Below are 21,935 nucleotides of genomic sequence, written 5' to 3' on the forward strand. Positions count from 1 at the left end.
GGTTTGGATAGCCCCAGTCTCACCGTGTTTTTTCTACAGATTGCAGGGGCCGCAGCGCTGCTGATCTGGTCGGTGCGTCTGGTGCGCACCGGGGTCGAGCGCGCCTTCGCGGCGCGGTTGCGCCTGTGGCTGCGCCGGTCGGGGCAGAGCCGCCTGCTCGCAGCAATTACGGGAGGCGGCTGCGCGATGGCGCTGCAAAGCTCGACCGCCGTTGCCATACTCGTGGCCAATTTCGTCGCGGCGGGGGCCGTGCCGGCGGCGGCGGGGCTGGCGATGGTGCTCGGTGCCGATCTTGGCTCGGCGCTGGTGGCCAAGCTGCTGATGGTACGGCTGTCCTGGCTGATTTCGGTGCTGTTGCTCGTGGGCGTTGTGCTGTTCCTGCGTGGGCGACAGAGGCGCGTGCGCCAGACCGGGCGCATCCTGATCGGGCTAGGGCTGATTTTCGTGTCCCTGGACATGCTGCGCATGGCGACCTCGCCGCTTCTCGACAGCGCGGCGGCGGGCGCGGCGATGCAGTATCTGGCGCGCGACACGCTCTCCGCCTTCGTGATCGGTGCGCTGTTCGCATGGCTGGTACATTCCTCGGTCGCTGCGGTGCTGCTCTTCGTGACGCTGGTGGCACAGGGATTGATGCCGCTCGCGGCGGCGATCGCGCTGATCCTCGGCGCGAACATGGGCGGCGCGGCGATCGCGGTGGTGCTGACACTGGCCGCACAGCCCGAGGCGCGCCGTGTCGTCATGGCCAATCTCGTGCTGCGGGGCGGGGCGGCCGGCCTCGTGCTGGCCGTACTCACCGCGCTACAGCCACCGCTCGACTGGCTGGGCGCGTCGCCGGTCACGCAGGCGATCAACCTGCACATCGCGTTCAATCTCGGGCTTCTCCTGTTCTGCCTGCCACTGGTGACGCTGGCCGACCGTCTGGCCCGGCACCTCGTCAACGCCCCGGGCGCGCCATCGGGGCTGGTGCACATGACCGCGCTAGACCCCGCCGCGCTCGACACACCCGACCGCGCCCTCTCGTGTGCCATGCGCGAGGTGATCCGCATCGGCGAAACCGTCGAGACGATGCTGCGCCCGGTGCCAAAGCTGTTCGAGCATTGGGACGAGGCCGGGGCACAGGCGGTGACCGACAGCGCCGAGAGCGTGCGCAAGCGCCACCTCGAGACCAAGCTCTACCTCGCGCAGCTCAACCGCGCGGGCCTCGATGCCGAGCGTAGCCAGCGCGCGATGGACCTGTCAGGGATCGCCGCGCATTTCGAAGCCGCGAGCGACACGATCGCGACCTCCATGCTGGGGCTGGCGCAGCGGCTTCACCGCGAAGGTGTGCATTTCTCGCGCCCCGGCTGGGAGGAAATCTGCGACTTCCACGACCGCGTTCTGGCCAACGCGCAGCAGGCGCTGGCGCTGATGATGTCGCAGCATCCCGACGACGCACGCGATCTCGTAGCTGAAAAGGACACGATCCGCGATATCGAGGCACGTCTGCAGCGCGCCCATCTTGGGCGGCTTCGCGAGGGGCTGACCGAAAGCATCGAGACCAGCAACATCCACCAGGAGACGTTGCGCTCGCTCAAGCAGGTCAACACCGCCTTTACCATGGTGGCCTACCCGATCCTGACCGAGACAGGCGATCTGCTGTCGAGCCGCATGTCCAACCGCGCCTGAGCGCGCCTGCGGCTGGCGCGCGAAGCCCGAGGTCAGGCGCTGTTGCGCATGAGCCGTGCGCGCCGGTTGGCGTAGCGTTGCTGGTTGGGGGCGATTTCGGCAGCGCGGTCGAGGGCGGCGATCGCTGCCGCCTCGTCGCCATCCGCGCGGCACAGATCGGCGAGGCGGGCGTGCAGTTCGGCGGTGCTGTCATCCATCTCCGCCGCGCGCTCCATCGCCGCGCGCGCCGCCGCCGCATCGCCCGCCGCGCGATGTATCTGCCCCGTCAGGTAGTGCCAGAAGGCATGATCCGGCGCCATGGCGCGGCACGCCTCGATTTCCTTGAGCGCGCCGGCGTGATCGCCCCCGAGCGACAGGATTTCCGCCTGCCGCTTGGCAATGAGGGGTGCGTCGGGGTTGGCTGCGCGGGCCTCGGAGTTGCGCGCCAACGCCGCCTCTATCCGGCCCATCCGCGCGTCGAGAAGCGCGCAGAAACTGTCGGGTAGCGTGCCGGGGACGTCTGCGCGATGCTCGGCGATTGCTCGCTGAAGACGCGTCATCGCGTGGTGATCCTCGAGTAGACGGCGCGCTTTTCCGTCCATAGCGAACCAAGGCCACTCAAGTACGAGAGTCGAGAAATCCATTGCTCGCCTATGCAGCAGCTTGTTTTGTTGCAACAGCATATTTCCAGGTTGATACCAAGGGACGCGCAGTAGGGACAATGTGTCCGAATCGAATGGCAGCACCGCACCCGGGCGGAGGCGCCTACGTCTAATCATGAACGTGCCTACAACGAGAACATCAGGCAGAAGTGGCTTCTGCCAGAAGGCGCGCAAGAAGGAGCGCCGCGCTAGCTTGCGCCGCCCGAGTGCCCCCAGCACATGGGCACGGATTGCCAGTCCGGAGATAGCGTTTTCTTTCCATTGTTTCTTATCAGTTATCGCGCGATTAATGTGCGACAACGCACTTTCCCATTTGTAAAGATAGATGCTGTTAATACCAAGCAGAAGCGGCAGGAAGGCATTGTCGGCACCTGCCTCAAGGATCTGCTCACCCAACTCATCTACGGTACTCTCAAGACCAAGTTCTTGCAGCCGACGGGCTAGTTTAACATAGACATGCGCGGCCTCGCTCGGGGTGATGAATTCCGACACGCCGCGACCGAACCGCTCCAGCAGGCGCTCGTAGGCGGCCTCGCGCTCGGGCACGCTCATGACCTCATGAAAGCACTTGCGCTCCTGCCCGCTCAGGCGTGCGGCGGCGCGGCTGAAGGCGCTGATCGGCGGCGCCACGATCTCGCTGGCGCGGGACATGGCGTAAAGCTCGAGGAAATCGCGCTGCACCGGCTTGCAGTCGGAGAGGTCCACCAGATCATCGATCCGCGCCACCTGTGCGTGCGCGGCGGTGAAGCGGGCGATGCTCTCGGGCTGATCGGAAAAGACCAGCGCGCCGGCATCGGCGTTCTTTTCGAGGTAGGCCGAGTAAAGCTCGTCCGGCTCGATCTTGGCGGGCCATTCCTTGTGCTTCCACGGCTCTTCGTTGAGGATGTCGCCGCGGCGGATGTGATAGGCGATGGTGCGACCGCCCTGCGCGGCCATCGCCGCCTCGATCGCTGCCATGTGGCGCGCGACCACCGGGTTGAACCCGATCCGGGCGATGAAGCCGCGGAACCGCCCGCGCAGATCGCCGCCATCTTCCCACGGAAATTCCACGATCTCGAAACCCTCGTCGAGCAGCACATGCCCCCCGCCCGCGAGATGCGCCGCAAGCCGGTCGGGCGTGCGGTCCTTCAGAAAGGTTCGGAGCGGTTCGGTCTGCGCATCCAGCGCCTCGAAATCGGCGTTGTCGATGAAATGCCGCTTGATGAAGTCCGGGGCAAAGAGATCGGCGGGCGTGTCGAGCTTGGGCGCCATTGCCCCGCGCGGGAACCAGTTGATGCGGAAATCGGTGCCGTAATCCTCGGCCAGACGAATGCTGTTGAGCATCATCAGCAGCCGCGCGCCAAGCTGATCCTTGCGCAAACCGATGAACAGGCCGCGGCCCGGATCGGCAGCATTGTCGGGAGCATTCGACATAAAACAACCTTTTCCCGTTGTGGAAAACTCTATACACTCAAGGGAAACAGTCGCAAGCGCTCCCGCTGCCGGGCAGTGGCGAAGGAGTAGGTCGGTTCATGCCAGCAGCAGGGTCCAGGCTAGTGCTGAGCACCTCTCTGGTGCGCCCCACCTCCGCCTTCCTGGAATGGCTGGCCTGGCACCGAATGCTGGGGGCAAGCATCGTCAACGTGCTGATCGACCGCAGGCAGGCCACCGCACACCCCCTTTTGAATGCGCTGGAGACGGCGGGGCTGGTGCGGATCGTGCCGGTGGGCGTCGATCCCGACATGAAGGAAGAGCCGCACAATTCCGCCCTGCGGGCAGGCGGCATCGAAGGTGCGGAGAGTGGTGGCTATGGCCTCTTTCTCGGACCGGACGAGTATTTCCGCATCCACAGTACGGCACAGACCATCCCCTCGCTGATGCACGGGGCCGGGGGGGCGGACGTGCTGTCGGTGCCGGTCTGCGAGGCGGGGACCGGGGGGCACGAGCATCACGCGCCGGGCGCGGTGCTGCACTTGGCGCGCCCGGTGGCCGCGCCGGGACCGGGCGCGCCGTTGCGCAGCGTGGTGCGGCTGGGCCTCTTTTCGGCACGCACCCCCGAGGTGCCGGTGGGGCCGGTCACGGGTGGCGGGCCGATCAAATGGGTAGACGGCGACGGCAAGCCCCTGCCCGAGCCCCATAGCCGCGTGGCCTGGGCACGGTCCGGGCATGGCGGCGCGATGGCGCGCGCATCGGTCCTGCGCATCGCGGCACCCACCACGGAAGCGCTGCTGCTGCGCGCGCAGCACCTGCCGCCCAAGCAACAGCCCGGCCCCGAGGCAATGCTTGCCCGCCTCGCCGATCTGGCGGCGATCGACGGGCCGCCGCACGCGATCGGGCCACGCGCCGCGGCGCTGGAGGCGCAGATCGCCGAAGTGATGGCGCTGCCCGGGGTGGCAGACGCGCAAGCCGCGCTCGAGGCCGAGGAGCGCGAGACGCTGGCGAAGATTCTTCCCGCGGCGGCCCCGCCCCCCGCCGCAGAGCGCCACGTCCCCGAGACAGAGAGCGCGGGCGAGGCGCAGGATGCCGCTTCCCCCGAACCCGCGCTGCCCGAGTGGTTCGCCGAGATCCATACCGGCGGCGACCGACAGGGCTTTTACACCCGGCTCGAACATCACGCGGTCATGTGCATCCGCCGCGATCCCGCGCGGCTTGTCGTGACCTTCGACAACCTCTCCAATGTCAACGACCTCTCGCCCGGGCGCGAGCCCTGGGCCTATCGCTTCGTGCGAGAAAACGGCTGCTCGCACCTGTCGATCATGGCGCGGCGCAAGGACTGGTACCGCTGCCCGCAACTCATCGCGTATCTCGAAAAGCTCAGCGATGACGGGCTGTTCGCGGAGTTCGACAAGGTCTGGCTCACCGGCACCTCAATGGGCGGTTTCGCGGCGCTGGCCTTCTCGTCGCTCGCACCCGGCGCCACGGTCATCAGCTTCAACCCGCAGACCACGCTCGATGAAGCGCTCGTGCCGTGGGAAGAGCGGTTCGGCATGGGGCGCGCGCGCGACTGGTCCCTGCCGCATTCCGATGCCGCCTTCGAGATCGACGAGGCGGAACGCGTCTTCGTGCTCTACGATCCGTTCTTCCCCCCCGACCGCCGCCACGTCGAGCGGCTGGAGGGTGACAACGTCACCCCGCTCAAGACATGGTGTTCGGGGCATTTTTCGCCGGTGTTCCTGCGCCGGGCCAACCTATTGAAGCCGGTCATGCAGCACGCGCTCGACGGGACGCTGACGCCCTCGGTGTTCTATACGCTCTACCGCGAGCGCCGCCTCCTGCCGTGGTATCGCAAGGCCTTGCAGACCAACCTTCAGGAGCGCGGGCACGATCGGCTCGCGCGCATCGTCAGTCCTGCTTTCCGCAAGATCAAGCGCGAGGCCGCCGAATGACCGCGCCGCAGGATTTCGCAGCCGCGCTTCCCGCGCCCGCCCTCGGTGGCAGCCATGTCATCATGACCACGATGAAGAACGAGGGGCCGTTCATCCTCGAATGGGTGGCGCACAACCTCGCCATCGGGTTCACCGGCTTCGTCATCTTTACCAATGATTGCGAGGACAGCACCGACCTGATTGCCGACCGGCTGACCGAGCTGGGCTATGCCAGCCACCGACCCAACGATGTGTCGGACGGGTCGCCGCCGCAGCACAAGGCGCTGCGCCGTGCCACCGCGCATCCCTGGGTGCGCGAGGCCGAGTGGCTGATGTGCCTCGACGTGGACGAGTTCATCAACCTGCGCGAGGGGCTGACGACCCTGCCGGAGATGATGTCCGCCATGGGCGATTGCGATGCGGTGTCCTTCGTGTGGAAGCTCTTTGGCTGCGGCGGGGTCGAGGGCTACGAGGATCGCCCGGTGACCGAGCAGTTTACCCTCGCCGATATCGAGGACGATCCCGCCAACGGCCGCGCCACGGGTTTCAAGACCCTGTTTCGCAACAACGGGCTTTTCCGCAAGTACAACCCCCACCGCCCCAAGGGCGTGCCCGAGGATCGCGAGGGGGATGTGCGCTGGTCCGATTGCGGCGGCAACCTGCGGGAGATGAGCCAAGTGGGATGGCGCGCCTGGCCCGGCTTCAGCCACCGCTTCGCGCGGCTGCACCACTATTCGGTGCGCTCCATCGACAGCTTCCTGGTGAAGCGCGACCGCGGGCGCACCAACCACATCGCCCGCGAGCAGACCGAGCATTACTGGTCCGACATGAACGTGAACCGCACCGAGGATCGCAGCATCGCGCCCCATGCCACGCGGATGCGTCCCATCCTCGACGCGCTCCGCGCCGATCCGGTGCTTGGCCCGCTTCATGCCGAGGCCTGCGACTGGCACCGCGCCAAGATCGCCGAATTACGCGGTCGCCCCGGCTGGGACGAGTTCCGCGACTGGCTGCGCGAGAACCGGATCGTCACGACAAGTGACATAAAAACACGGGATTACTGAGCGAGAGACGCTCTCGGAACGTGGGAGCATCTGCCAGGATCGACGGCCCGATTGTATATCGAACGCGAACGGTAACCCAACGCATACCAATCGCCGCTTGGCCGGGACCACTCAGGTGGATTTCTTGTAGAGCCGCGTGAGATCGAAGATATCATCCAGTTCCTCGAACCGGGCGCGGGTGTCGGTCCAGGAGGTCTCCTGCACCGCGGCGATCAGTGCCTCCAGCAACATCATGGCGGAGATGTTTGAATCCCAGGCCGACGGAATCTCGCCCCAGCAGTTGAATATCTGGTCGGCGATCTTGCTCACCGGCGAGGTCCACTGATCGGTGATCAGGATCACGGTCACGCCACGATCCTTGGCCAGTTCAGCCAGCCGCAGGAGGTTCGTCTCATAGCGGCGGATATCGAACATCAACAGAACGTCGCCGCGCGTCATGTCCAGCACGTAGTGCGGCCAGGTGGCGGCCGATGAGGTCATATGCGTGACCCGCGGGCGAATCGCCTGAAGATGGGTAAAGGCATACTCCGCCAGCGCCCGGGTCACCCGACCGCCGACGACGAATAGCTGCCCATCGCAATCGGCCATGCGGTGCACCGCGGCGTCGAAGCGTCCGGTGTCCACATGCGACAATGTCTGGCGCATGTTCTGCATCACCGCATCGGCGAAACGGTTGAGGATATGCGATTCCGGCGCTTCGGATGCCCAGCGCTCGCGCTTCTTCACCGGGCCCGAGACGGTCGCCTCCAACTCGTCGCGAAGCACCTGGTGGAACTGTGGAAAGCTCTGGAAACCCAGCTTCTTGACCATCCGCGCAACCGTCGGGGTCGAAACGCCGGCATTCGCGGCCACGATCGTGATCGAGGCCAGCCCCGCCGCCGGGTAATTCTCGAGCAGCGCATTGGCGAGCTTGCGCTCGGACTGGGTGAGCTGATCGTATTCCGTGCGTATCAGATCGCGCACTGTCTTGGTCGGCTCGGGCATTGTGGCGTTCCCGTCTTGCCCCCATGCAATCACTGCGCCCGCGCCTCGCACAAGATCCGTGCATCGGGGACGGCCATGAAATTCTCTTCTGAAGATATATTGACAGAACAAAAAAATACAGAAAATAATTGAACAAAACTCGGGGGGGTGTCTTGACCACTGCCAGCAACGCGAATTTCGGACCGGCCGCAGATGTCATCAACCCCGATGGCACGGGCGATGTCGTGCTGATCTGCGAACACGCCTCGAACGCGATTCCCGCACCGCTGAACGGCCTTGGCCTGACCGACGAGGTGCGCGGCAGCCATGTCGCCTGGGATCCGGGCGCGCTGGGCGTGGCGCGGCACTTGTCGCGGGCGCTGAACGCGCCGCTGATCGCCGGACGGGTGTCGCGGCTGGTCTATGATTGCAATCGCGCGCCCGAGAGCCCCAGCGCCATGCCCGCGCAGACGGAGAGGGGCGACATTCCCGGCAATGCGGGGCTGGACGCCGCGGCACGCGCGGACCGCCTCGCCGCCGTGTATCGCCCGTTCTGCGCGGCGGTCAGCCGGGTGCTGGATTCCCGCGCCGCGCGCGGTGCCCGCTCCGCGCTGGTCACGATCCACAGCTTTACGCCAGTGTTCCACGGCCAGCCCCGGGACGTGGAAATCGGCATCCTGCACGACAGCGACAGCCGGCTCGCCGATGCCATGCTCGCGGCGGCCGACGCCCTGCCCGGGCGCGACATCCGGCGCAATGCCCCCTATGGCCCCGGGGACGACGTGACCCACAGCCTTGGGCTGCACGGCGTCGCACGCGGGCTACCCAACGTGATGATCGAGATCCGCAACGACCTGCTGGCCGACACGCGCGGCGAGGAACGGATGGCCAGTGAAGTGAAGCGCCTGCTCGACCCCGCGCTGATGGTCGAATCGGTCTGGTCGCGGGAGGGAGCCCATGCCTAGGCTTGTTCGCGCCTATGTCCGCGGTGTTGACCGGGTGAACCGGGCGCTCGGCCGGTGCGCGATGTATCTCATCTTCGTGCTGATCGGCATCCTGCTGTGGTCCTCGGTCTCGAAGACGTTCTTTCTGCCCTCGCTCTGGACGCTCGAAATGGCCCAGTTCACGATGGTGGCGTATTACATCCTCGGCGGCCCCTACTCGATCCAGCTTGGCTCCAACGTGCGCATGGATCTCTTCTACGGCCAATGGTCGCCCCACACGCGGGCCTGGGTGGATGCGTTCACAGTGTTGTTCCTGCTCTATTTTCTCGTCGTTCTACTGCTCGGAGGCCTCGGGTCGATGGCCTATTCCCTGGGTTATTTCGGCATGACGCCGTCGGAATTCTACGGCGCGCTGATCTCGTCCTTCTTCAGCGACGGACTGTCCGGCGTCGGCGAGATTGTGGGCCGCATGGAACGGAGCCCGACCGCCTGGCGCCCCTATCTGTGGCCCATAAAGCTGGTGATGTGCATCGGCATCGTGATGATGATCCTTCAGGCCAGCGCGGAATTCTTCCGCGATATCGGCCGCATTCGCGGAGAAGAAATCTGATGGCGCACGAGATGATCGCGCTGGTGATGTTCGCGGGCATGATGCTGATGCTCATGACCGGGCAGCGGGTCTTTGCCGCCATCGGGTTCGTCGGCGCCCTGGCCGGGGTCCTGTTGTGGGGCACGGGTGGCGTCACGATCCCGTTCTCGGCGGCGATGAAGCTGATGAAGTGGTATCCGCTGCTGACGCTGCCGATGTTCATATTCATGGGCTATGTGCTGTCGGAAAGCCGCATCGCCGACGACCTCTATCGCATGTTTCACGTCTGGATGGGGCCGGTACGCGGCGGGTTGGCGATCGGTACGATCGGGCTGATGGTGCTGATCTCGGCGATGAACGGGCTGTCCGTGGCCGGCATGGCGATCGGCGCGACCATCGCCCTGCCCGAGTTGCTGCGCCGCGGCTATGACAAGACCATGGTCACCGGTGTAATTCAGGCCGGGTCCAGCCTGGGCATCCTCGTGCCACCCTCGGTGGTGCTGGTTCTGTACGCGATGATCGCGCGCCAGCCGGTTGGCCAGTTGTGGCTGGCGGGGGCGCTGCCCGGCCTGATGATGGCGGGCCTCTTCATCCTCTACATCGCGCTGCGCTGCCGGATTCAGCCGGAACTGGGTCCGGTTCTGCCCGCGGCAGAGCGCGAAGGCATTTCCCGGCGTGAGAAGATCCGCCTGCTGGGCGCGGGCATCCTGCCGCTGGTCATATTCATGACGATGATGGTCCCCTTCGTGAACGGCTGGACCTCGCTCGTCGAAAGCTCGGCCATCGGCGCGATGACGGCGTTCTTGGCAGCGGTGGTGAAGGGCCGCATGACACGCGAGGTCTTCGAGAACTCGGTGCGCAGCACGCTGGCCATATCCTGCATGTTCATGTGGATCATCCTGGCGGCACTGGCCTTCGGCGCGATCTTTGACGGGCTGGGCGCGGTGCGCGCGATCGAGGGGGTGTTCACCAATTTGGGCCTCGGCCCCTGGGGGATCCTGATCCTGATGCAGCTCAGCTTCATCGTGATGGGCACGTTCCTCGACGATACGGCCATGCTGGTCATCGTTGCGCCGCTCTATGTTCCGCTGGTCGATCAACTCGGTTTCGACCTGATCTGGTATGGCGTGCTCTACACGATCACCACGCAGATCGCCTACATGACGCCGCCCTTCGGCTACAATCTTTTCCTGATGCGGGCGATGGCGCCGCCGGAAATCGGCCTCAAGGACATCTACCGCTCGATCATTCCGTTCGTTCTGGTGATGGCGCTGGCGCTGGCGCTGGTGATGGTATTTCCGCAAATCGCGCTGTGGCTGCCCGGGCAGGTCTACGGAAACTAACCCAGAACCCCGATAAAACGGGGCCTCAACCAATAGGAGAGAGAAAATGACGACGACAAGACGCAAGTTCATCGCGAGTGCCGGTGCCGGTGCGGTTGGCGCTTCGCTCGCCGCGCCCGCGATCGCGCAATCCAGGATCACGTGGCGCATGCAGACCTATGCCGGCGCCGCGCTGGCCGAGCATGTGGTCAAGCCCGCGATCGACAAGTTCAATGCGATCGCCGGCGACGAGATGCAGATCGAGCTCTACTTCGCGGATCAGCTGGTGCCCACGGGCGAGCTGTTCAGCGCCATGCAGCGCGGCACGATCGACGCGGTGCAGTCGGACGACGATTCGATGGCCTCGCCCACGGCGGTGCGGGTCTTCGGTGGCTACTTCCCCTTCGGCACGCGCTATTCGCTGGATGTGCCGGTGTTGTTCAACCAGTATGGCCTGAAGGAAATCTGGGAAGAGGAATACGCCAAGGTCGGGGTCAAGCATATCTCGGCCGGGTCCTGGGACCCCTGCCATTTCGCGACCAAGGATCCGATCCGCAGCCTGGCTGACATGAAGGGCAAGCGCATCTTCACCTTCCCGACCGCCGGACGCTTCCTGTCGCAGTTCGGCGTGGTGCCCGTCACCCTGCCATGGGAGGATATCGAGGTCGCGGTGCAGACCGGCGAGCTCGACGGTATCGCCTGGTCGGGCATCACCGAGGACTACACGGTGGGCTGGGCCGACGTGACCGATTATTTCCTGACCAACAATATCTCGGGGGCCTGGATCGGTCACTTCTTTGCCAACATGTCGCGTTGGGAGGAGCTTCCCGACCGGCTCAAGACGCTGCTGACGGTCTGCATGGAGCAGTCGCACTACTACCGTCAGTGGTGGTACTGGGGCGGTGAGGCAGGGCTGCGCGTGAATGGCGAGAAGATGAAGCTGACCACGATCCCCGACGAGGAATGGGAGACCGTGGAAAGCGCCGCCCAGACGTTCTGGAACGAACTCACCGAAGGGGACCCGGTCCGCGAGAAGGTGGTCGGCATCATCCGCGAGTACAACGAGGTCATGCGCCTCGCCGGCCGGCCGTATCGCTACGGCTGAGGCCCTCGCACCACCCACCAACCTGGGATGCCCCGGCCCCATGCCGGGGCATCCGCACAGATGATCGAACCCGACAGGACAGGATCCGCCCCATGCCCGCGCCTCTGACATTCGAAACTCTCAAGGAAAAGACCGCCCACGGCGAGATCGATACCGTTCTCGTCTGCCTCGTGGACATGCAGGGCCGCCTGATGGGCAAGCGCTTCGTGGCCGAGCATTTCATCGAAGGCGCGTGGGAGGAAACCCATTGCTGCAACTACCTGCTGGCCACCGACCTCGAGATGTTCACCGTCGAGGGCTATGCCGCCACCAGTTGGCGCATGGGCTATGGCGATTACGTGATGAGGCCCGACCTCGACACGCTGCGCCCGGTGCCGTGGCTGGAGGGAACGGCGATGGTGCTGTGCGACGTGCTGGACCACCACACCCACGAAGAGGTGCCGCACAGCCCACGCACCATTCTCAAGCGCCAGATCGCGCGGCTGGCCGGCATGGGCCTGACCCCGATGATGGCGACCGAGCTGGAATTCTTCCTGTTCGCGAAAGGCTATGACGAGATCCGCAAGTCGGGCTTTCGCGACCTGGAGCCGATCAGCGCCTATAACGAGGATTACCACATCCTCCAGACCACCAAGGAAGAGCATGTGCTGCGCCCGGTGCGCAACCATCTTCGCGCGGCCGGGATTCCGGTCGAGAACACCAAGGGCGAGGCCGAGACCGGCCAGGCCGAACTGAACATCAAATACGGCCCGGCGCTGGACTGCGCCGATTATCACGCGATCGCCAAGAACGCGGTCAAGGAAATCGCCTGGGCGAAGGGCCACGCGGCCAGCTTCCTGCCCAAGTGGCACGCCGACCGGGTCGGTAGCTCTAGCCATGTGCATCAGTCCTTGTGGGCCGATGGCCGCAACGCCTTTCACGACGCCGGGGCCCCGCATGGCATGTCGCCGCTGATGCAAAGCTACCTGGCCGGGCTGATCGCCCACGCGCCCGACATGACCGTGTTTCTCGCGCCCTACGTGAATAGCTACAAGCGGTTCCAGAAGGGCACGTTTGCCCCCACCGGCGCCGCCTGGTCGGTGGACAACCGTACCGCCGGATTCCGCCTGTGCGGCGAAGGCACGAAGGCGGTGCGGATCGAATGCCGGATCGGTGGGTCCGACCTCAACCCCTATCTCGCGATGGCGGCGCAGATCGCGGCCGGAATCAAGGGGATCGAGGACGAGATGGACCTGCAGCCGCCGCTGTCCGGCGACGCCTACGAGGCAGAGGATGACAACCACATTCCCCGCACCCTCCGCGACGCCGCCGACGCGCTGGAGGGCTCGGCCATGCTGCGCGCGGCCTTCGGCGACGCGGTTGTCGATCACTATGTGCGCGCCGCCCGCTGGGAGCAGGAGGAATTCGACCGCGTGGTGACCGATTACGAGATCGCCCGCGGCTTTGAGCGCGCCTGAAGAGGATATCATGACGCAAACACTGACATGCATCTCGCCGATCGACGGATCGGTGTTCGCCGAACGCCCGGTCCTGAGCAGCGCAGAGGCGGACGGCGCGGTGGCGCGGGCGCGCGCCGCACAAGCCGACTGGGCCGCCCGGCCACTGGCCGAGCGGGTCGACCTGGTGCGCAAGGGCATCGCCCGCGTGGGCGAGATGAACGACGAGATCGTGCCGGAACTGGCCCGGATGATGGGCCGCCCGGTCCGCTACGGCGGCGAATTCGGTGGCTTCGAGGAGCGCGGCAGCCACATGGCGGACATCGCCGAGGCGGCGCTGGCGCCCATCGTGATCGAATCCAGCGGCGCCTTCGAGCGCCGGATCGAGCGGGAGCCGCACGGGGTGGTGCTGGTGATCGCCCCCTGGAACTATCCGTGGATGACGGCGATCAACACCGTCGCTCCGGCGCTGATCGCGGGCAACACGGTGATGCTGAAACATGCCACGCAGACGCTCCTGGTGGGCGAACGCATGGTCCGCGCCTTTGTCGAGGCGGGCGTGCCTGCCGACGTGTTCCAGAACGTCTTTCTCGACCATGACACCACCAGTGCCCTGATCGCCGCGCGCAGCTTCGATTTCGTCAACTTCACCGGCTCGGTCGGGGGTGGCCGGGCGATGGAACAGGCCGCGGCGGGCACCTTCACCCCGCTGGGGCTGGAACTGGGCGGCAAGGATCCCGGCTATGTGCTGGACGATGCAGATCCGGCCGCGGCCGCGGCCGGACTCATCGACGCGGCGATGTTCAATTCGGGGCAGTGCTGCTGCGGGATCGAACGGATTTATGTCCACGAAAGCCTTTATGACGATTTCGTCGCGCGGGCGGTCGACATCGTGCGCACGATGAAGCTGGGCAATCCGCTGAACAGTGAAACCACCATCGGGCCGATGGCCAGCCGCCGCTTTGCCGATCTGGTACGCACCCAGATCGCCGAGGCCGTGGCCGCCGGTGCCACCGCGCATATCGACCCCTTCCCCGAGGATGACGGCGGTGCCTACCTGACACCGCAGATATTGACCGGCGTCACCCACGACATGCGCGTGATGCGCGAGGAAAGCTTCGGGCCGGTCGTGGGCATCATGCCGGTCCGCGACGACGCCCACGCCATCGCGCTCATGAACGACAGCGAGTTCGGGTTGACCGCCGCGCTCTGGACCCCGGACTCCGGGCGCGCGGCGCGGATCGGTCGACAGCTTCAAACCGGCACCGTGTTCATGAACCGCGCCGATTACCTCGATCCCGCGCTGTGCTGGACCGGCTGCAAGAATACCGGGCGCGGCGGCGGGCTGAGCGTGATCGGCTATCACAACCTGACCAGACCGAAATCCTATCATTTCAAGAAAGGGGCATCATGAACCTGACAGGCAACTGGACCTATCCCACCGCCATCAAGTTCGGCGCCGGCCGTATCGACGAACTGCCCGGCGCCTGCGCCGACGCGGGGATCACCAGACCGCTGCTGGTCACCGACAAGGGGTTGGCCGACCTGCCGATCACGCGCCAGGCGCTGAATATCCTCACGCAGGCCGGCATCGAGGTGGCGCTGTTCGCGCAGGTCGATCCCAATCCGAACGAGATCAACCTCGCCGACGGCGTCGCGGCGTTCCGCGACGGGGGCCATGACGGGGTGATCGCCTTCGGCGGCGGCTCTGGACTGGACCTGGGCAAGATGGTCGCCTTCATGGCCGGGCAGACCCGCCCGGTCTGGGATTTCGAGGATATCGGCGATTGGTGGACCCGCGCCGATGCAGAGGCCATCGCGCCGATCATCGCGGTGCCGACCACCGCTGGAACCGGCTCCGAGGTCGGGCGGGCGAGCGTCATCACCAATTCGCAAACCCACGTGAAGAAGATCATCTTTCACCCGAAGGTGCTGCCGCGCGTGGTGATCTGCGACCCGGAACTGACCGTGGGAATGCCGAAATTCATCACTGCGGGCACCGGCCTCGACGCCTTCGCCCATTGTGTCGAGGCGTTTTCCAGCCCGCACTACCACCCAATGAGCCAGGGCATCGCGCTCGAGGGGATGCGGTTGGTCAAGGAGTATCTGCCCCGCGCCTATGCCGACGGCACCGATATCGAGGCCCGCGCCCATATGATGAGCGCGGCGGCGATGGGATCAACCGCGTTCCAGAAGGGCCTGGGCGCGATTCATGCCCTCAGTCACCCGATCGGCGCGATCTACGGCACCCATCATGGCACCACCAACGCGGTCTGCATGCCGGCGGTTCTGGAGCTGAACGCAACGGAAATCGCGGACCGGTTCGACAAGGCCGCCGCCTATCTTGGCATCGAAGGCGGCTTCGACGGGTTCCGCGATTTCGTGCAGCGGCTTAACGACCGCTTGAACGTGCCCCGCCGTCTGTCAGAGATGGGCGTGGGCCGCGACCGGATCGACGATCTGACCGACCTGGCGCTGACGGATCCCAGCTGCGGCGGCAACCCGGTAACGCTGACGCGCGAGAACGTGCGGGCGCTGTTCGACAAGGTTATCTGACGCCGAACGTTGCCTGTCTGAGCGAAAACCTTCGAGATCCCCCAGGGACACAGATCCGGTGATGCCGTGGTCTGGACTGTTGCCCTGCGACACGGAGCCCGCCCATGCGATGGGCACATCGGTATGGCGTTGAACCAGTATCATGTCGGTGGCCAGCGCCCCGACCTCGGACCGAAGTATGCACCCGGGGTGATCTCAACCGAAGGCAAGCGCGTGCGGGAGGGCGACGAAAACTGGTCGGTTCAGCCTAACGCGCTTTCGCGCGCCCGCCTGTTGCACCCAAAACGACTTTGCCCGGACAGCCCCGTTACCCAAGTCCTGAGCCAAATCTTCAAACACCTGATCCGGAAAAATGGCGGAGGGAATGGGGCCGGGATTCAACGTTCTCCACCTTAAGCCATTGTTTTAATTTCGAGAAGAACCAGCACTGAAGTCAACGTCCGGCGGTTTGCCTCAGCCGCTTGATACCGTGTCATCGCCGAAGTCTATCAGGGCCAGATGACATAGACGTAGGTGGCGTAACCAGCTAGCAGCACTGCGCCTTCTGACCTGCTCCCCTGAAAAGTCCTCGATTTGGGGTTAGCCTGTTCTCCAACCGAGGAGACAGACGATGAAGAGAAGCCGTTTCAGCGAAGAACAGATCATTGGCATTCTGAAGGAGCATCAGGCCGGGCTGGGCGCAAAGGAACTTTGCCGCAAGCATGGGATCAGCGATGCGACCTTTTACAAGTGGCGGTCGAAGTATGGCGGCATGGAGGTGTCCGACGCGCGGCGTCTGAAGGCACTGGATGCTGAGAACGCCAAGCTGAAGAAGATGCTCGCGGAGCAGATGCTCGATGTCGCGACGCTGAAAGAGATGCTCGGAAAAAACTTCTGAGGCCCGGTTCAAGGAGGCATGCCGTGGATTGGGCCATGAAAGAGAAGGGCTATTCGCAGCGGCGGGCTTGTGCGCTGGCGGGCATTGATCCGCGCGTTTATCGGCGCAAGGCGAAGCGACCAGAAGACACCGAGCTGCGGGCCAGGATGAAGGAACTGGCGTCCGAGCGGCGGCGGTTCGGCTATAGGCGCCTGCACATCCTTCTGAAGCGCGAAGGCTGGGAAGTGAATTGGAAGAAGCTTTACCGGCTCTACCGCGAAGAAGGGTTAACGGTTCGTAAACGGGGCGGACGCAAGCGTGCCGTGGGAACCAGAACGCCCATGGCGATCCCGCAGGGGCCGAACCAGAGGTGGTCGCTGGACTTCATGTCCGACGCACTTGAAGATGGACGCAGGTTCCGGGTGCTGAACGTCATCGACGACTTCAGCCGGGAATGCCTGGCCGCCGTCGTGGACACATCTATCGGCGGCGTGCGTGTCGCCCGCGAACTGGATCGCATCGCGGAATTGCGTGGTTATCCTTGCCTTGTGGTCAGCGACAACGGCACGGAACTGACCTCAAACGCCATGCTCAAGTGGCAGGAGGATCGGAAAGTCGACTGGCACTACATCGCACCGGGAAAACCCATGCAGAATGGCCTGGTCGAAAGCTTCAACGGCCGGATGCGCGAGGAGTGCCTGAATGAACACCTGTTCCCGTCTCTGCGCCATGCCTGCCGCATGATTGCGGCGTGGCGCGACGACTACAATCACCACCGCCCGCATTCGAGCCTCGACGGGCTCACCCCGCGGGAGTATCACCAACGGTCAGAAGAGGACCAAACCCTGAACAGAGCTAACTTATAAACGCGGACTCAAAGGGGAGCAGGTCACTTCCCATCGCGCAATCCTTAGCCCGGTCCATGGGCGCGGGCAGCGTCGCCAGCAGGCGATCGCGCAAATCTTGCAACGCCTCTGCATCCGAAAGCGCGCCTTCCCGCTCCGCCCGCCTGATGCCCATCCCGAGGGCGACCGGCTCGTGGTCCTACATGCCCTGCATGCCGAGCATGGTCGTGTCGCGCAGCTTCCACCATCGGCGTCGATCGCTGTCGACATGATGGTCAAAGGGCCGACAAGCGGCGCGGCTGCGCAATGCGTGACCTGCTCATCCATCGCCGTCATCCCTCGCCAGCCGCAGCCCCAGCATCTGCCAGCGCTGGTGCGGGTAGAAGAATGTGCGGTAGCTCGCGCGCATCTGCGCGGCGGGCGTCACGCAAGAGCCGCCCCGCAGCACCATCTGCCCCGACATGAACTTTCCGTTATACTCGCCCAATGCACCTTCTGGCGTGCGAAAGCCAGGATACGGCAAGAAGGCGCTCTGCGTCCATTGCCAGACGTCGCCCCAGAGGCCCGGTCCGCCCACCGGATCGAGCGCGCCGCTTTCAAGGAAGTTCCCGGCGACCGGCGTCGCGGCTGCCGCTGCCTCCCACTCAGCCTCGGTCGGCAGGCGCGCGCCCGCCCAGCGGGCAAAGGCCTCGGCCTCGTAATAACTGACATGGGTGACGGGCGCGTCCATATCCACCGGCCCCGCTCCGCGCAGCGAATAGCGCCACCACGTGTTGTCCTGCCGCCACCAGTAGAGCGGCGCGTCCCAGCCCTCGGTCCGCGCCCGCGCCCAGCCATCCGACAGCCATAGCGCCTGCGCCTCATAGCCGCCATCATCGATAAAGGCGGCCCACTCGCCATTTGTCACAAGCCGGTTGGCCAGCGCGAAGGGCTCCAGCCAGACCTTGTGGCGGGGTCCCTCGCAGTCATAGGCAAAACCCGCCCCGTCGTGGCCGATCTCGACAAGTCCGCCCGGATGCCACTCGAAAGTCAGCGGGGCGGCCTGCTTGGCCGGGCGAGGGGCTGCGTCCGGCTTGTAGGCGGGCAGGAGCGGGTTGAACGACAGGCCGTGCAACAGGTCGGTCAGCACGAGTTCCTGATGCTGCATCTCGTGATGACAGCCCAATTCGACAAGTTCGAGGATGGCCTGCAGATCGTCCCGCCCTTCGGCGATCAGCGCCGCGATGGCGTGGTCCACTCGCGCACGCCAGACCTGCACCTCGGCCAAAGCAGGCCGCGATATGAGCCCGCGACGGTCGCGCGCGTGGCGCGGGCCGGCCTGGACATAGTAGCTGTTGAAGAGAGTGGCGAAGCGCGGGTCGGGCGAGCGGTAGTCCGCCACCCGCGGCTTGAGGATGAACTCCTCGAAGAACCAGGTGGTATGGGCGAGGTGCCACTTGGCGGGGCTCGCATCCTCCATCGACTGGAGCATCATGTCCTCCGCCGACAAAGGGGCCGCGAGCGCGTCGGTGTGCGCGCGCGTGTCCTCAAAGAGCTTAACGATATGAGTGCGACGGTCGGTACCATTGGAAGCGTTCATGATCGGTGACTCCACTTTCTGTTTGCCCGTTCAGACCTGCGCCATGCCGCCATCGACGGCGTATTCCGCACCGGTCACGTAATTCGCGCGCTCCGACAGAAGGAACGCGATCACGATCCCGCCCTCGATCACCAGGGCGTGTCCCTCGTAGAGCGGGCGAAAGCGCGACAGGGTCCCGCCGAGAACGTCCCCTCCCGTCGCAACCTGAACCGCAAGAATAGCCGAGAAGATCACGATCACCGGCAGGTCGGGCGCGCCCCCGCCGAGCGCGAAGGCGCGGCGTTGCGGGGCGGCCCAGCCCAGCCGGTCGGCCAGCACGTGGTTGATGGCGTAATGGGTGGGGGTTTTCACGGTCACGGCCCTGTCGTGGCGTTTCAGTCGTCCTGCGCGATCCAGTCGAGGATGTGCCCGGCCAGTTCCTCGGGCGCGCCGTTTCGCTCCTCGGGCCAGTAGTGCAGCGTGGGGGCGGCCATATGCGCGACCGAAACCGTTTGCGTACTCTGCCAGCCGCCCTGTTCGGGCGGCACCGCCCCGGTCACGACCCCTTCCAGCATCGCGGGCATCACGAGGCCCGGGTTGCCGAAGATCGCGAGGCGCGGCGTATCAGTGGTAGCGAGGTAGGTGGCGAATTCGGTAAATTCCGCAAGGTTGTGCGCCTTTTTCGTCGGTGTGCCCGGATCGCTCTCGCGCGCGCCGATGAAGCCGAGGCATTCGCGGTCAAAGAGCTCCGCCTGCCGATGCGCGGGCGTTGGACGGGCACCGCTATAGACGGCGGCCTCAGCGTCATTCAGATCACGGGTCATGGTGCGGAAGGGCAGCGGTTCGGCCCCGTTGAAGGCGTTGTTGAACAAAAGCGTTTCGGTGAAGAAATTTGCCTCGGTGGAGAGCGCGATTCCCTGATCCGACAGCACCGCCTCGATGAAGGGCGGGACGCGATCGCGCGGCAGCGGACCGAGCACCGTTTCGAAAAACGCGATCCCTGCCACCTCTTCGGGGTTGCGCGCGGCATAGAGAAAGCCGGTGAAGCCCATGTCGAAAATCACCAGCCGGACCTGCTCGACCCCGAGCGTATCGACGAATTCGCCGATCCAGTCGGCGTAATGCCCCGCGCAGGGCACGCCGCCACGCACCTCGGGCGTGTGGTCGGAATAGCCCCAGTTCGGCTGGTCGATGGCGATCACCCGCTGGCTCTGCGCAAGGTGGGGGATGACCTCGCGCCAGACATAGGCCTGCGTCGGGATGCCGTGGATAAGCAGCAGCGGCACCTCGCCGTCGCCCTCGTCGAGATAGTGCATACGGGGGCCTGAGGGCAGCTGCGCGTAATGCGCGGCGTAGGGATAGCTCTCGTAGGCAGTGGCACCCGCGGCGGGGCGGACGATGTCATCCGCCTGGGCGACGGACAAGCTAAGCGTAGTTATCGCGGTGGACATGGCCAGAGCTTTTGCGAGGCTACGCGTTGCGGTGAACTGACGAAACATCGGGCATCTCCGTTTAGGTTTGGATGCCCTGAACCTAGCGGTCAGACTTGCATTTCAGAACGCGCAATACTGGGACCTCAAACCGCAAAAATGCACCACGCCCCTCACGCCGCACCTACCTGTTCCCCGGTCACGAGATCGGCGTGCCGATCCACTGCCTCGCATATGAAGCGGACGCAGAAGCGCACACGCTCGGTGGTCTTGAGATCGGGATGCGTCAGCACCCAGCCCTGTCGGCCCTTGTAGGGCGGTTGGCCCATCACCCGCACGAGGCCCGGCTCCGGATCCCCGATCAGGCAGGGCAGCACCGCCATGCCCATCCCCGCCTTGGCCGCCTCGACCTGCGCCAGTGGATCGGCGCAGTCGTGCCAGACCCGACAGCGCGGAAAGGGCGTGTCGGCCACCCATGCGGGCAAATCCTCGCTGTCACCCCATCCCAGCCAAGTCGCCGTCGGCGCCTCGCCGTCGAACCGGTGGGCGGCGACGTACTCCGGAGCGGCATAGATCGCGTCTGCGAACCTCGGCAGCCGCCGCCCAAACAGATACTGGTCAGGCTTTTCCTGAAACCGCACCGCGATATCCGCATCGCGCCGCGACAGGTCGGACAAGGCGTAGGTGGGGATGATCTCGAGTCGCACATCGGGATAGCGCGCCGCAAATTCGGCCAAGTGCGGCATGATCAGCCGCTCAGCAAATACCGGGGGCATCGTGATCCGAACCGTCCCCGACAGCCGGGCATCCTGCCCGAAGATATCCCGCTGCAACCCGAGGATCTCGGTCTCGGCGCGCTCTGCGCGGGGCAGCGCCGCTTCGCCCACGGCGGTCAGCACGAACCCGTCCGGCCCGCGATTGAAAAGGCGCGCGCCCAGCCCAGTCTCAAGCTCGGTCAGGCGGCGCGACACGGTGGAGTGGCTGACCCTCAACAGCTGCGCCGCGGCGCGCACCGAACGGCCCCGATGAACGGCAAGGAAGATACGAAGCTGATCCCAGTCGAGTTCTCGCATGGCACCACACTCCCATCGGTTCAAAAACGGAACACACTATGGCAATATTGGATGTCGCCATGTCAAGATTGTATTGCCTAGTGTTGCCGCGGAGAAAGCAGCAATGCAAGGACATACCGAGATGACACAGGCTGAGACCACGGCACACGCCTTGCCAGAAATCGAGGGCGCGATCCGAAGCCAGGAAAACCCGGCGCATTTCATGACGGCGAAACCAATCGGTGGCCGACTGCGGGCGTGGTGGCGCGATACCCTGCTGTGCGAAACGGGCGCGGCGCTGCGCGTCGTCGAGGTCGGTCACATCGTCTATCCGCCACGCTTCTACGTACCTCTCGACCATCTCATGCCCCGCGTTACAGCCAGCCCGATCCGCACCACTTGCCCGCTCAAGGGCCATGCCCGCTACCTCGCCCTCGGTGAAGAGGAGATCGGCTGGACCTACGAAACCTTCGATTTCGCCGCCGTCCTCGCGGGCCACGCGGCGTTCTGGGACAGCCACCTGACCATCGAACTGTCTCCGCCTTCCTCAACCAAGCCCTGAAAG

18 protein-coding genes are annotated in these 21,935 nt (G+C 65.1%); 12 read left to right on the top strand and 6 right to left on the bottom strand.

All coding sequences use genetic code 11. The features are described 5' to 3' along the window. Positions 1 to 24 precede the first annotated feature (24 nt). Positions 25 to 1,665, top strand: a complete 1,641-nt coding sequence (locus CRJ03_RS05580) for a Na/Pi cotransporter family protein (RefSeq protein WP_240611569.1) — start codon at positions 25 to 27, stop codon at positions 1,663 to 1,665. A 32-nt stretch (positions 1,666 to 1,697) separates the two neighbouring features. On the opposite strand, the gene CRJ03_RS05585 is transcribed toward CRJ03_RS05580, so the two are convergent. Further along, positions 1,698 to 3,719, bottom strand: a complete 2,022-nt coding sequence (locus tag CRJ03_RS05585; RefSeq protein ID WP_104017911.1) for a tetratricopeptide repeat protein — start codon at positions 3,717 to 3,719, stop codon at positions 1,698 to 1,700. Positions 3,720 to 3,817: 98 nt separating this feature from the next. On the opposite strand from CRJ03_RS05585, the gene CRJ03_RS05590 reads away from it, so the two are divergent. Beyond that, positions 3,818 to 5,671 carry a hypothetical protein gene (locus tag CRJ03_RS05590; RefSeq protein ID WP_165375250.1) on the top strand — a complete coding sequence of 618 codons (1,854 nt, stop codon included), beginning with the start codon at positions 3,818 to 3,820 and terminating at the stop codon, positions 5,669 to 5,671. Beyond that, a complete protein-coding gene (locus CRJ03_RS05595; protein ID WP_240611570.1) occupies positions 5,668 to 6,714 on the top strand; it encodes a glycosyltransferase family 2 protein in 1,047 nt (348 codons plus the stop codon). Before CRJ03_RS05590 ends, CRJ03_RS05595 begins: the two co-directional genes overlap by 4 nt. Positions 6,715 to 6,825: 111 nt before the next feature. Here the strand turns inward: CRJ03_RS05595 and CRJ03_RS05600 are convergent, their stop codons facing one another. Next, on the bottom strand, positions 6,826 to 7,698 hold the full coding sequence (locus CRJ03_RS05600) for a MurR/RpiR family transcriptional regulator (RefSeq protein WP_104017913.1): 873 nt from the start codon (positions 7,696 to 7,698) through the stop codon (positions 6,826 to 6,828). Between the two features lie 152 nt (positions 7,699 to 7,850). Between CRJ03_RS05600 and CRJ03_RS05605 the strand changes: the two genes are divergently transcribed. The 8 genes from CRJ03_RS05605 to CRJ03_RS05640 all read left to right on the top strand — a co-directional run bounded on the left by CRJ03_RS05605 (position 7,851) and on the right by CRJ03_RS05640 (position 17,351). Beyond that, complete coding sequence (locus tag CRJ03_RS05605) at positions 7,851 to 8,642, top strand: N-formylglutamate amidohydrolase (protein WP_206018309.1); 792 nt, start codon at positions 7,851 to 7,853, stop codon at positions 8,640 to 8,642. Beyond that, complete coding sequence (locus tag CRJ03_RS05610) at positions 8,635 to 9,231, top strand: TRAP transporter small permease subunit (protein ID WP_104017915.1); 597 nt, start codon at positions 8,635 to 8,637, stop codon at positions 9,229 to 9,231. Before CRJ03_RS05605 ends, CRJ03_RS05610 begins: the two co-directional genes overlap by 8 nt. After that, the gene (locus CRJ03_RS05615) at positions 9,231 to 10,553 is read left to right on the top strand and encodes a TRAP transporter large permease (RefSeq protein ID WP_104017916.1); all 1,323 of its coding nucleotides are present in this window, start codon (positions 9,231 to 9,233) and stop codon (positions 10,551 to 10,553) included. Before CRJ03_RS05610 ends, CRJ03_RS05615 begins: the two co-directional genes overlap by 1 nt. A gap of 46 nt (positions 10,554 to 10,599) precedes the next feature. Continuing rightward, positions 10,600 to 11,637 carry a TRAP transporter substrate-binding protein gene (locus CRJ03_RS05620; RefSeq protein ID WP_104017917.1) on the top strand — a complete coding sequence of 346 codons (1,038 nt, stop codon included), beginning with the start codon at positions 10,600 to 10,602 and terminating at the stop codon, positions 11,635 to 11,637. 92 nt (positions 11,638 to 11,729) lie between these two features. Continuing rightward, entirely contained in the window at positions 11,730 to 13,094 is a 1,365-nt protein-coding gene (locus CRJ03_RS05625) for a glutamine synthetase family protein (RefSeq protein ID WP_104017918.1), read from the top strand. Positions 13,095 to 13,104: 10 nt separating this feature from the next. Next, positions 13,105 to 14,487 (top strand): aldehyde dehydrogenase family protein, encoded by a 1,383-nt coding sequence (locus tag CRJ03_RS05630; RefSeq protein WP_104017919.1) that lies wholly within the window; start codon positions 13,105 to 13,107, stop codon positions 14,485 to 14,487. Next, positions 14,484 to 15,629: an iron-containing alcohol dehydrogenase gene (locus CRJ03_RS05635; RefSeq protein WP_104017920.1), complete on the top strand. Its 1,146-nt coding sequence runs from the start codon at positions 14,484 to 14,486 to the stop codon at positions 15,627 to 15,629. The genes CRJ03_RS05630 and CRJ03_RS05635 overlap by 4 nt, the downstream gene beginning before the upstream one ends. Before the next feature lie 610 nt (positions 15,630 to 16,239). After that, positions 16,240 to 17,351 (top strand): IS3 family transposase gene (locus CRJ03_RS05640; protein WP_104017921.1). Its coding sequence is split into 2 segments (ribosomal slippage): positions 16,240 to 16,495 and positions 16,495 to 17,351, totalling 1,113 coding nucleotides; the frame shifts between segments, so codons are not numbered across the junction. Positions 17,352 to 17,649: 298 nt separating this feature from the next. Here the strand turns inward: CRJ03_RS05640 and egtB are convergent. From egtB to CRJ03_RS05660, 4 genes are all read right to left on the bottom strand, one after another. Beyond that, positions 17,650 to 18,909, bottom strand: coding sequence for an ergothioneine biosynthesis protein EgtB (egtB, locus tag CRJ03_RS05645; RefSeq protein ID WP_104017922.1), 1,260 nt, complete (start codon positions 18,907 to 18,909; stop codon positions 17,650 to 17,652). 30 nt (positions 18,910 to 18,939) lie between these two features. Then, entirely contained in the window at positions 18,940 to 19,266 is a 327-nt protein-coding gene (locus CRJ03_RS05650) for a hypothetical protein (RefSeq protein WP_129590249.1), read from the bottom strand. A 17-nt stretch (positions 19,267 to 19,283) separates the two neighbouring features. Continuing rightward, entirely contained in the window at positions 19,284 to 20,387 is a 1,104-nt protein-coding gene (locus CRJ03_RS05655) for an alpha/beta fold hydrolase (protein WP_104017924.1), read from the bottom strand. 104 nt (positions 20,388 to 20,491) lie between these two features. Next, a complete protein-coding gene (locus CRJ03_RS05660; RefSeq protein WP_104017925.1) occupies positions 20,492 to 21,391 on the bottom strand; it encodes a LysR family transcriptional regulator in 900 nt (299 codons plus the stop codon). A gap of 121 nt (positions 21,392 to 21,512) precedes the next feature. Between CRJ03_RS05660 and CRJ03_RS05665 the strand changes: the two genes are divergently transcribed. Next, complete coding sequence (locus CRJ03_RS05665) at positions 21,513 to 21,932, top strand: DUF427 domain-containing protein (protein ID WP_165375251.1); 420 nt, start codon at positions 21,513 to 21,515, stop codon at positions 21,930 to 21,932. Positions 21,933 to 21,935: the final 3 nt, after the last annotated feature.

It is taken from the genome of Roseovarius nitratireducens, from assembly GCF_002925845.1.
Classification (GTDB): Bacteria; Pseudomonadota; Alphaproteobacteria; order Rhodobacterales; family Rhodobacteraceae; genus Roseovarius; species Roseovarius nitratireducens.

Bases quoted from the DNA above. Each gene is read 5' to 3' on its own strand.
- CRJ03_RS05585 (WP_104017911.1), bottom strand. From the start codon at position 3,719: ATGTCGAATGCTCCCGACAATGCTGCCGATCCGGGCCGCGGCCTGTTC.
- CRJ03_RS05590 (WP_165375250.1), top strand. From the start codon at position 3,818: ATGCCAGCAGCAGGGTCCAGGCTAGTGCTGAGCACCTCTCTGGTGCGC.
- CRJ03_RS05595 (WP_240611570.1), top strand. From the start codon at position 5,668: ATGACCGCGCCGCAGGATTTCGCAGCCGCGCTTCCCGCGCCCGCCCTC.
- CRJ03_RS05600 (WP_104017913.1), bottom strand. From the start codon at position 7,698: ATGCCCGAGCCGACCAAGACAGTGCGCGATCTGATACGCACGGAATAC.
- CRJ03_RS05610 (WP_104017915.1), top strand. From the start codon at position 8,635: ATGCCTAGGCTTGTTCGCGCCTATGTCCGCGGTGTTGACCGGGTGAAC.
- CRJ03_RS05615 (WP_104017916.1), top strand. From the start codon at position 9,231: ATGGCGCACGAGATGATCGCGCTGGTGATGTTCGCGGGCATGATGCTG.
- CRJ03_RS05620 (WP_104017917.1), top strand. From the start codon at position 10,600: ATGACGACGACAAGACGCAAGTTCATCGCGAGTGCCGGTGCCGGTGCG.
- CRJ03_RS05625 (WP_104017918.1), top strand. From the start codon at position 11,730: ATGCCCGCGCCTCTGACATTCGAAACTCTCAAGGAAAAGACCGCCCAC.
- CRJ03_RS05630 (WP_104017919.1), top strand. From the start codon at position 13,105: ATGACGCAAACACTGACATGCATCTCGCCGATCGACGGATCGGTGTTC.
- CRJ03_RS05635 (WP_104017920.1), top strand. From the start codon at position 14,484: ATGAACCTGACAGGCAACTGGACCTATCCCACCGCCATCAAGTTCGGC.
- egtB (WP_104017922.1), bottom strand. From the start codon at position 18,909: ATGAACGCTTCCAATGGTACCGACCGTCGCACTCATATCGTTAAGCTC.
- CRJ03_RS05655 (WP_104017924.1), bottom strand. From the start codon at position 20,387: ATGTTTCGTCAGTTCACCGCAACGCGTAGCCTCGCAAAAGCTCTGGCC.
- CRJ03_RS05660 (WP_104017925.1), bottom strand. From the start codon at position 21,391: ATGCGAGAACTCGACTGGGATCAGCTTCGTATCTTCCTTGCCGTTCAT.
- CRJ03_RS05665 (WP_165375251.1), top strand. From the start codon at position 21,513: ATGACACAGGCTGAGACCACGGCACACGCCTTGCCAGAAATCGAGGGC.